Annotated in this window: 12 protein-coding genes; 6 read left to right on the top strand and 6 right to left on the bottom strand. The window is 34.2% G+C overall.

What is annotated here, in order from left to right; all coding sequences use genetic code 11:
* Positions 1–400: 400 nt before the first annotated feature.
* Positions 401–973 (top strand): hypothetical protein, encoded by a 573-nt coding sequence (locus tag ACQKMV_RS07025; protein ID WP_427503086.1) that lies wholly within the window; start codon positions 401–403, stop codon positions 971–973.
* Between the two features lie 591 nt (positions 974–1,564).
* On the opposite strand, the gene ACQKMV_RS07020 is transcribed toward ACQKMV_RS07025, so the two are convergent.
* From ACQKMV_RS07020 to ACQKMV_RS07010, 3 genes are all read right to left on the bottom strand, one after another.
* Positions 1,565–2,107 (bottom strand): GNAT family N-acetyltransferase, encoded by a 543-nt coding sequence (locus tag ACQKMV_RS07020; protein ID WP_427503085.1) that lies wholly within the window; start codon positions 2,105–2,107, stop codon positions 1,565–1,567.
* 287 nt (positions 2,108–2,394) lie between these two features.
* Entirely contained in the window at positions 2,395–3,591 is a 1,197-nt protein-coding gene (locus ACQKMV_RS07015; RefSeq protein ID WP_427503084.1) for a class I SAM-dependent rRNA methyltransferase, read from the bottom strand.
* A gap of 63 nt (positions 3,592–3,654) precedes the next feature.
* Complete coding sequence (locus tag ACQKMV_RS07010) at positions 3,655–4,572, bottom strand: alpha/beta hydrolase (RefSeq protein ID WP_427503083.1); 918 nt, start codon at positions 4,570–4,572, stop codon at positions 3,655–3,657.
* A 172-nt stretch (positions 4,573–4,744) separates the two neighbouring features.
* Here ACQKMV_RS07010 and ACQKMV_RS07005 point away from each other — a divergent pair, with 172 nt between their 5' ends.
* Positions 4,745–5,221, top strand: coding sequence for a dihydrofolate reductase (locus ACQKMV_RS07005; RefSeq protein ID WP_427503082.1), 477 nt, complete (start codon positions 4,745–4,747; stop codon positions 5,219–5,221).
* 115 nt (positions 5,222–5,336) lie between these two features.
* On the opposite strand, the gene ACQKMV_RS07000 is transcribed toward ACQKMV_RS07005, so the two are convergent.
* Together ACQKMV_RS07000 and ACQKMV_RS06995 are read right to left on the bottom strand one after the other, a co-directional pair.
* The gene (locus ACQKMV_RS07000; protein WP_427503111.1) at positions 5,337–5,528 is read right to left on the bottom strand and encodes a tyrosine-type recombinase/integrase; all 192 of its coding nucleotides are present in this window, start codon (positions 5,526–5,528) and stop codon (positions 5,337–5,339) included.
* Between the two features lie 155 nt (positions 5,529–5,683).
* Positions 5,684–6,349 carry a DUF4097 family beta strand repeat-containing protein gene (locus tag ACQKMV_RS06995; protein ID WP_427503080.1) on the bottom strand — a complete coding sequence of 222 codons (666 nt, stop codon included), beginning with the start codon at positions 6,347–6,349 and terminating at the stop codon, positions 5,684–5,686.
* A 154-nt stretch (positions 6,350–6,503) separates the two neighbouring features.
* Between ACQKMV_RS06995 and ACQKMV_RS06990 the strand changes: the two genes are divergently transcribed.
* From ACQKMV_RS06990 to ACQKMV_RS06980, 3 genes are read left to right on the top strand one after another with little or no spacing between them, the layout of a single operon-like run.
* The gene (locus tag ACQKMV_RS06990; protein WP_427503079.1) at positions 6,504–6,653 is read left to right on the top strand and encodes a hypothetical protein; all 150 of its coding nucleotides are present in this window, start codon (positions 6,504–6,506) and stop codon (positions 6,651–6,653) included.
* 17 nt (positions 6,654–6,670) lie between these two features.
* Positions 6,671–7,411, top strand: a complete 741-nt coding sequence (locus ACQKMV_RS06985) for a MerR family transcriptional regulator (protein WP_427503078.1) — start codon at positions 6,671–6,673, stop codon at positions 7,409–7,411.
* Positions 7,412–7,445: 34 nt separating this feature from the next.
* Positions 7,446–8,102: a GAP family protein gene (locus ACQKMV_RS06980; RefSeq protein ID WP_427503077.1), complete on the top strand. Its 657-nt coding sequence runs from the start codon at positions 7,446–7,448 to the stop codon at positions 8,100–8,102.
* A gap of 306 nt (positions 8,103–8,408) precedes the next feature.
* Here ACQKMV_RS06980 and trhA read toward each other — a convergent pair whose 3' ends face one another.
* Positions 8,409–9,044, bottom strand: a complete 636-nt coding sequence (trhA, locus tag ACQKMV_RS06975) for a PAQR family membrane homeostasis protein TrhA (RefSeq protein ID WP_427503076.1) — start codon at positions 9,042–9,044, stop codon at positions 8,409–8,411.
* Positions 9,045–9,318: 274 nt separating this feature from the next.
* Here trhA and ACQKMV_RS06970 point away from each other — a divergent pair, with 274 nt between their 5' ends.
* Positions 9,319–10,161 (top strand): DegV family protein, encoded by an 843-nt coding sequence (locus ACQKMV_RS06970; protein WP_427503075.1) that lies wholly within the window; start codon positions 9,319–9,321, stop codon positions 10,159–10,161.
* The last annotated feature ends 120 nt before the right edge of the window (positions 10,162–10,281 follow it).

Raw genomic sequence — 10,281 nt, 5'->3', positions numbered from 1 at the left:
AAGCGACAATAGCTGTTAATTTTTGTTCATCGGAAATCACAAACTGCACCTCTTTTATTAGAATTTTAAAGTCCAATAATTCGGGTGCAGTTCATAGTGTCACAGATGAGACCCTGGAGCGAGCATCGCGAGTGAAGCGGCTCATCGGACGCCCCCAGGAAAGCGCACAGTCGGAACGGAAATCAACCACACGTTTTGGTGAAGAGCCATATATAGGGCTATTTAGTTTTTATAGCCGATGTACAGAGATAATAAAGTTGTTTTAAAAATGTGAGTCACTCAATTCAACAATAGGACCATTTAATGGAATAAGATTACCAAGCAAAACTAGATTTTTATGTTAACATTAGTATTATATTATAAAAAATACTAAACCTAGGTGATGGTAGGTGAAATTGAGATGATTTATTTGAAGAAAGCAATGACACTTTTGGCTTTCATTTTTATTGGTATTTTTATGATAGGCTCTTTTCCTTCGATTACAAGTGCTTGTTCGTGTGCAGATTTACCAAGTGTAGAAGAAGAATTTGAACGTTCAAAAGCCGTATTTAGTGGGAAAGTTGTTGATATAAAAGAGAAACTAAGTTTAAAAGGATATACAACTAAATCAGTTCTTTTTGAGGTAACGAACACCTGGAAGGGTGTTGAACAATCACAAATTATCATTACTACTGGTCAAGGTGGAGGCGATTGTGGATATAATTTTATAAAGGGAGAAGAATATTTGGTTTATGCTAACGAATCAATTATGTACGAGGCAAAATCGCTTGTATCAACCATGTGTGATCGTACCGGTGTGTTGAGTTCTTCACAGGAGGATTTGGAGGTACTTGGAGAAGGACAGCCCCCGATTGAAGAAGTTAATTTAAGTGGTAAACATAATAGAAATCAAATTTATATTTGGGCTACAGTGGCAGTAGCAATTGGCATTGTTGTGTTTTTCATTTTAAATAAAAGAAAAAGGTTGGATTAGTGGTTGAATAATGGTTATTGCAGAAAGAATTTTTGAACAATGCGATTTATGTTGATGATTTTGGTACCTCTCCAACTGCTGTAAATGGTAGCGATTTCTCGCTTTATAGGGCATGGTTAAGTATAGCTCTACTTGCAATTATTACTTTAATCTCTGGAATTAAGTTATGTAGTAAATAGAGAAAATTATCGTTATTCTTATGAAGACTTATTCATTATCGGGCGCGATTGTTGAATAAAACTTAGATTTTTAAACGATCTTATTGTTATATTTTTCAGTATAGTGAAGTATCTTACATCAAAAATCAAACAACTATATTTTTAACCCCGTCCTAAATTTAGAACGGTGTTATGCTTGTTTGAGTTGTTAAAATTAAATAACTTTATTATCATTTTACAAAACAAACGAGGGATTTAGTTACATATTTGATATACAAAACATCATACCAAAAAACAGAGTTGATTCTACACATTTTGTAGAGTAACTCTGTTTTTATGTTAACAGCAATAATCTTTTAGAAAACAGCCTTAACAAAAGTAGAATTAAGGTAAAGGAACTAAATGGTCGGAAACATCTTTTTGAGAAACTTCGCTATTCATTAATTATTCCGTAATACACTAAATCCTCATATTTTCCGTCTTTGATGATATGATCCTTTAAAATTCCTTCTTGTTTCATGCCAATCTTCTCCATTACTTTTCCTGAAGCGAGGTTTGATGAAAAATATCGGGCAAACACTTTATGCAGTTTCTTTTCTTCAAAAGCAAATTGTACAAGCGACTTCGCAGCCTCCGTGGCATAGCCTTTTCCCCAATACTCCTCGCCAATCCAATAGGCTATTTCCCCTTGATTAAAATCTTTAATATTCGATAATGCAATGGCTCCATATACTTCGCCAGTTTCCTTATCTGTAACTGCAAACTCATACGAAATATCCTCCATAAAATGATCGTAATGATGTTCCATCCACGATAATGCATCGTTTAAGCTATATGGAAAAGGGAGGTACATGGTGCTTTTATAAATATTATAATTATTGCAAAGCTTTGTAACCGTTTCTGCATCAGATGTTTGAAATAATCTAAGAACGAGTCTTTCTGTAGTAATCATTAACTTTTCACGAACATATCCCATTCAATCATCTCCATTAATTTATTATTTGACTCACATCACCAAAATTAAGAATGTCATATGTTAAAACGTTTGCTGTAAGATAAGTTGATTTCCGTTCCGACTGGACGCCCCTAGGAAACCACCCATTCGGAACGGAAATCAACCCCATGTTATGGTGATAGGACTATAATTGTAAATTACATTATATGGCATGCAGAAAATTCTAACAACACATGAAAGAGTTTTTCTGTTTATTCTTCTTAAACAAAAAGACAGAATCACATGGAGGTGATTCTGTCTGGGTTCATTTAGTTGAGTTTTTTAATAAAAACAACTTTTAAGTAATTGAATTCTGGATATTCACGTGGGGCACGGAAATCTTTTGGTAAGCTAAATTCTTCAACAATTTTATAGGCTGTTTTGCTTTCTTTAAATGCTTGATCAATAAAGCTCTTGAACTTTTTCATTCCAAAGCTTGCATTGTTCGTTGAAGCAACGATGACACCGTTTTTCTCCGTAATGGCGATTGTGTCTACGAGTAATTTAGGATAGTCTTTCGCAGTTGAGAATGTTCTTTCTTTCGTACGTGCAAAGCTAGGTGGATCTAAAACGACAAGGTCAAATTTTAAATTATGGCGCTGTGCATATTTGAAATAGTTGAAGACATCCATGACTTTAATATCCTGTAATTCGTAGTCGATGCTATTGACGCTAAATTGCTCAATTGTTTTCGCTAAACTACGCTTTGCAACATCTACACTTGTTGTTTTTATTGCTCCACCAAGTGCCGCTGCAACAGAAAATGCTCCCGTATAGGAGAACGTATTTAGCATATTTGTACCCTCTGCATAACGTTCACGAATGGCAAGTCTCACTTCTCGTTGATCGAGGAAAATACCTGTCATGGCTCCATCGTTTAAATTGACAGCGTATTTCATACTATTTTCCGTTACGATAATCGGAAATTCGCCAGGTGTTCCCATGACTAAATCGTCCTGTTCAATATACTGTCCCTTAGTATCGAAACGTTTTTTCTCATAAATGGCTTTGTAATCAACTGTCTCTGCAAGTGCTTCATATACCATTTCTTTAAATGAATAAATGCCTGCGCTATACCAGCTCACCATATAGTAAGAATCGAAAAAGTCGACTGTTAAACCGCCAATGCCATCACCTTCACCATTAAATACTCGAAAGGCTGTTGTGTGAGGATCGTTGAAAAATGCTTCTCGATTTTGAATGGCCTTTTTAAATTTTTTCATAAAAAAGGCTTTGTCTATTTTTTCGTTAGCATCGTTTGTTAATACCCAACCAATACCTTTGTTTTGTAAGCCATAGTATCCTGTGCCAATAAAACGGTTATGATTATCCGTTAGTCTTAGAAGTGCACCTTCTTCTTTAGGAAGGTGGCGTGCATCAACTGCATCTTTTGAAATGAGCGGATAGCCTTTTTTTAATTGATTAGAAAAGGGATTGTTAATTTGTAAAGCAATAGTTTGTGTCATGTTGTCATCCTTTAAAAAAACATTTTGCTCTATTATCGCACTATTTTATGCTGATAGACAAACTTATTTCACGAAATTAGCAATTTTTTCAGCTGTTTCAATCGTTGCTTCTTCGAAAAATTCCATTTTACTAAAGTAACTATGGATTAAACCAGTCATATTTACATGTTCAACAGTCACTCCGGCATCTGTAAGCTTTTGTGCATATGCAAGACCTTCATCGTAAAGGACATCTGCCTCTGCAGCTATAATGATTGTTTTTGGTAAAACACTTAAGTCCTCAATTTGAAGTGGGGATACAAGTGGATCTATATAGTTTTCTTTATCTGTATAATGCCCTGAAAACCACTGCATTCCTTGTTTGTCTAAGCCGTAGTGTTCGCCGTAAGCATTGTAGGAAGCCGTTGTAAAATCTACATTGACTACAGGATAAATAAGTGCCTGCGCTTTAATCGCTGGCCCATTTAATGTCGCAGCTAGGTAGGCGACAACTGTTGCTAAGTTTCCGCCTGCGCTATCACCAGCGACTGTAAGATTTGCTGTATCTCCACCGAAATTTTCGATGTTTTCGTAAACCCACACGAAACTGTCATAAGCATCGTAGAGCGGTGTAGGGAATGGATATTCTGGCGCTAGGCGATAATCAACTGATACAACGATTGCTTGGGCTTTTGCTGCTAATAGCTGACAGCCCGCATCTGTAGAGTCACAATTTCCAAAAACCCAACCGCCTCCATGATAATAAACAATGACTGGAAGCTTTTCGTCTAAAGCAGGTCTATAAATGCGCACATTAATTTGTGCACCATCTCGAACTGTTATTTTTCTATTGTCAATTGCCGCAAGCTGAGGGCTATTTGGTGACGTCCATTTTGGCACTATTCGAACGGCTCTCGCTTCTTGTGGTGTTAAATCATAGTACTGTATAGGAGATTCACATGCTTTTATATAACGGATCGCTTCATCTCTTAATATTGTCATCATCATCAATCCTTTAATTTTCTTTTGTACATTTCATTATAAACTATTCTTATAAAATTACTAGGATTTAATATCGAAAAAGAAAATAAATTAATTTCTAAGCAGAAATAATCTGATTGTAAAGTAAAATTATGTTTATAATATAATGGACGAAAGTATTTGGAGGTACAATATGATTTCTTTAATTGTGGCACATGATAATAATTATGTGATTGGCTATGAAAATGGCATGCCGTGGCATTTACCTGGGGATTTAAAATATTTTAAGGAGAAAACGATGGGGAAGCCAATGATTATGGGGCGTAAAACATTCGAATCCATCGGTAGACCGCTTCCTGGTCGACGCAATATAGTCATTACGCGTGATGAAAACTATCAAGCTGATGGGATTGAAGTGGTAACAAGCTTAGAGGGTGCCCTCGCCCTTGCTGGGGATGTTCCAGAAATTATGATTATTGGTGGCGAGCAAATTTTCCGCTTATCCATGGATATCGCAGATTGCTTGTACATTACAAAAATTAATCATGCGTTTAATGGGGATACATACTTCCCGAAATATGAGGAGGATTATGTACAAGTATCCTCAGATGAACCAGTAACAGCACCAGAGGGTTACACATTCCAATATCAGATTTTTGAACGGAAATAATCAGGTCTTTGCGGTGCGTGTGTTCACATCAATTCTCAAAACGTTAAAGGATTGTTGTAACACCAACGTTTACAAAGGTTTTTAGGTTCAAGTTGGTTCAAATCAATAATTAATATTACAAATTATTGAACAGATTTAAAGCATCGGCATCTTGCTGGTGCTTTTTTTCTGGCAGTAAATCCAGATAATAATTTTGTGTCGTTTGAATATTAATGTGACCTAATCGTTTTGAGACATATGCAAAATCTATATCTTGAGCAAACAAAAATGATGCGTGAGTATCTCTCAGAACGTGAAAAGTAGTTATTTTAACTTCGTCAATTACTACAGCTAATTGTTCGGACTGTTTTAAGCCGCCAAAGCCGAAAATATAACCATTTTAGTAAGTGTCACTCGATTGAAAAGAAATGGCATAACTATTTAACTTTAAATTATTATGCCTTTAAATTAATCTATCCTTCATTAATTCAAATCTATATTTCCTGACTTTGTTACAATTTGCATCTTATGATCACCATTACCTGAAAATCGCTGTAATCCCTTTTTTGTCTGTGAATTGCCGTATAGAGTTAAGTCAATTGATTGTCTACCACTGTTTGTATTGATATCTAATTCTAAATTAGGCTGTTCTTCATCAAAATTTACTGATACCTTACCACTTGTGGTTGTTATTTTTACATCATTATTCAATTCTATAAATTGAAGTTTAACATTACCACTACTGGAGCGTATTTCAATGTCATTATGAATTAATTCCTTCCCAGTAACATTACCAGATGATCCATCCAGAATTATTTTCTTCTTGAATTGCTTAGGTACTTTAACTTCTAAAGTCGGTTTTTTACTAAGGTTAAATAAGCGTGTAATATCAGTATCTAAATCAATTGATAACTGTTTTGAAGATTTCTTTAATATTGCACCTGGTCCGTCATCATAAACACTTAAATATGCTTCTATTTCATTTGTTTCGCTTGGAGAAAACATAACATCTGTACTTGCAAAATTTATCTTAATCTCCTCAATATCATCTATAGACTCTTTATTTACAACTACTTCTTTCTCTCCTTTTGAACAGCCTGCAAGCATAATTAGTATTAAAATTAAACTTATGGTTGTTTGTTTAATCATTTTCCTCCCTCCTTAAACTTGATTATATAAAATGACGTAAGGTCAGTTTCAAATTTTATGCAGTGGGATGCTTAAATTAGTTGAAAGTGACCTTACGTCATCTTTTATACTGTTATTAGAGCTTTTACTTTAAAACTTAAAGGAGAATCCTATTATGAAGAAAGACGATATCATTATTTATGCTTGCGTTATTATTGGAGCAGGAGTAGGTTTGGTTTTTGATAATGCTTTTCCAGGGGTGCTAATTGGCTTAGGAATTGGTTACGTATTAAAAACAATGTTTTTTAATAATACAAATGAATAAGAAAGTAGGGTATTAGCTTGTTTCATATTAACGAATTTAAAAAACTGAGCGGAGTATCAGTTAGAACCTTGAGATATTATGACAAAATAGGACTTCTGAATCCTGTATCAAAAACTGAAGGAGGTCATCGATTATACTCAAACAATGAGTTGAAGAAACTTCAGCAAATACAATTCTTAAAAACTATAGGATTTCAATTAAGTGAGATCAAAATGATGTTAGAGTCCGAAGAATGGGATTGGTCCAATAGTCTAATGAAACAAATATCATATGTTATAAGTGAGAAGGACCGTCTTTCAAAGATAGAAATTAGTTTAAGGGAACTAATAAACGGTATAGCAATTGATGGAGAAGAATTTAGGATTAAAAAAATTATGGACTTATATAATAATAAGGATTCTAAAGAAGTATTAAAATATAATCGAAATGAATTAAATTTTAAAAACATGGAAGTACTAGAAAAACTTCCGAAAATGGCTAGTAGCGATCCAGACTCTTTAGAGTGGATTGCTTTAGTAGGGCAATTAAAAAAATATATGCACCTTAGTTATAGTAATACACGAATACAAAATATCATTAAAAGAATGGATGTAAAAAAAGGTGAAGATTTTAATGAAGAAGATGCATTTTTAGATAAACTTTGGGACATTAGGATGTCGCCCGAGGAATCAAAAAAATATAACCTATATCCAATTGATCAAGAAGTCCTTAACTTTATGGAAAAAGCATATATACATTATCTCGGTAATAAATCATAGTTATTTGAACACAATTATTCATGTGGAGGGGAAGATGGGAACAGATATTTTAATTTCTTTGGGTGGCTTAGCTCTTCTAGATACATTAAGCCCTACAATTATTGGTGTTACTTTATTTCTGGTTTTAACAGACAATAAAAATTTAACATCAAGATTATTGGCATATCTATTTACAGTTGTCCTTTTATATTTTTCATTAGGTATCATTATGATGTTAGGCCTAAATTTTATTATAGAATCATTCTCAAATATTTTTCAAAATAAAATATTTAGCTGGGGAATCTTCATAATTGGGGTGATATTATTTACTACTAGCTTTTTTATCCCCGCAAATAAAAAAAGTAATATTCCAATGCCTAAAACTCAAAGCATATTCTCAATTATTATTATTGGTATTACGACTTTTATCATTGAGGCAGGCATGGCTTTACCTTATTTTACCGCTATTGGTTTATTAACTACAATAGATATACCTTTTTATCAGTGGCTTCCAATTATAGCAGTATACAATATTATTATGGTTCTACCAGCTCTACTGATATTTTTAGGATATAAATTATTTGGAAAACAGATAAAACCTACCTTAGTTAATCTTCGGAATAAAATATCAAGCAGCTCAAGTTCTGCCTTATCTTGGATAATGTGTATAGTTGGGGTGATATTAATATTTTACACGATAGATTATCTATAGTAAGTCTTTGCGAATGTAAAGGATCAGTCGATGGTGTAGTCATTGAAACTGACTATTTTCATGCCCATCAAGATGTTGCTTATCCGATAAAGGCATTGAAGAAGGAGTTAAATGGTAATATTCAATAAAGAAAAAATCGCTCCTTTTATTTATAAGAGGGCGATTTTTTTGCTGAGTTTTTATCCCGCATAAACGGGTAGTAATTTAATTTGTTCCGAAAGCATAGAAGTTAAGTGGAAGATGAACTGCCTGTAAATATCCGAATTAGTGGGGATGAAGAAAAACCCTACTGATTAAAGGTTCACTTTATAAGTAAAAATAAACGCAAGCATACATCGCTCCACATCCAGCTAACACAAATAGATGCCAAATTGTATGATTGTAGGGAAGTGAACGCCATGCGTAAAAGATAGCGCCAATCGTATAGAAAAGCCCACCTGCTAATAGTAAAGCAAAACCATGAAAGCCTAAGAAAAGATAGACAGGCTTAATGGCAAAAATAATTAGCCAACCCATACCGATGTAAAAAATTAAAGAAAGTTTCTCAAATCGATTAATAAAAAAACATTTAAAAATAACACCTAGTATGGCAAGTGACCAAATAATACATAATAAAGTAATACCTAGCGTGCCACCAATTGCAATTAAAAGGAAAGGTGTATACGTTCCGGCAATTAAAATATAAATAGAAGAGTGATCAAGAATGGCGAAAAAGTGCTTGTATTTTTCCGGCATACTATGTAACAGAGTCGACATTAAAAATAAAATGATCACAGAGGCACCAAAAATAGTAAACGTTGTAATTTGGAGCGCACTTCCGGTTTGTACAGCTGCTAAAATAAGAACAACTAGCGCTGGAATACTTGCGATAAATCCAATGCCATGTGTAATGGCATTCCACAATTCTTCCTTCCATGTTTTGTAGTCAAAAGAATCTAACATATCGAACACTCCTTTCGTGCTTGCATTTACTATACCCCAATAATTTTTATCCTGGAATTTACATTTGTCATGTTTTCAACATCAAAAGTGTCATATAAATGCTTAAATACTTGGAGGACTTTGTTAGACAAGGATTCGACAAAGCGCTATAGTATCCAAGGTAACGGTTATAAAATGGACTGAAACGAGCGAAACCTAATGACAAATGTCATGTTTACATAATGATTCGTTAGTCTATATAATAAAATTTAATGAAGTAAAAGGATGTGTCGAAGTGGGACGAATTCATATAGTGACGGACTCAACTTGTGATTTAACAAAAGAAGAAGTAGCGCAGCACGGTATACATATTGTGCCTTTAACGATTCAAATTGATGGAAAAACATATACAGATGGTGTTGATATAGAACCACAATCTTTTTTAAGCTCCATGCAGAATAGCGAAAATTTACCTAAAAGCTCGCAACCTGCACCGGGGAAATTTAAAGAATTATATGATGAGCTTGGTAAAAATGGAGATCAAATTATTTCTATTCATATGACTGGTGGCATGAGTGGAACAGTTGAATCAGCTCGTCAAGCAGCGCAACTGACGGATGCAGATGTAACTGTTATTGATTCACGTTTTATCGCATTTGGTCTAGCTTTTCAATTACGAGAGGCAATTAAAATGCGTGATGCCGGTGCTACTGTCGAGGAAATTATTGCACGTCTAGAAAAGGTTCGCGATAATACGTATTTGTATGTTGTTGTCGACACACTAGAGAATTTAATTAAAGGCGGACGTATTGGGAAAGGTAAAGGCTTCATCGGTTCTTTGCTGAACATCAAAGTAATTGCAAACTTAGAAGGTGGCGCATATAATCCCGTAACCAAAGTACGTAGCCATAAACAAGTTGTGAACTACTTATTTAAACAATTCCAAGCAGATACTGCTGGAAAAACAGTAAAGTCAGTTGGGATTTCTCACGCTGATGGAATGGTAACGATGGGGGAACCATTAAAAGAATTGATTGAGGGAACAGGTTTTAATGAAGTAGGAGTTGCCTTTACTTCACCAATCATCTCAACACATACTGGCCCAGGTGCAATTGGTTTTATGTATTTTGCAGAATAATATATAAGAGCTACTACATAAATAATTGTAGTGGCTTTTTATTGTTTAAAAAGTGTCATGCCTATTTATACGAAAATACATAATAAACACACATTTTTACTCAATACCTAGGTATAGTCA

The organism is Lysinibacillus sp. NPDC094403 (assembly GCF_050278745.1).
Classification (GTDB): Bacteria; Bacillota; Bacilli; order Bacillales_A; family Planococcaceae; genus Lysinibacillus.
Note: the sequence above shows the minus strand (reverse complement) of the source record. Positions and strands in the feature narration are given on the sequence as shown.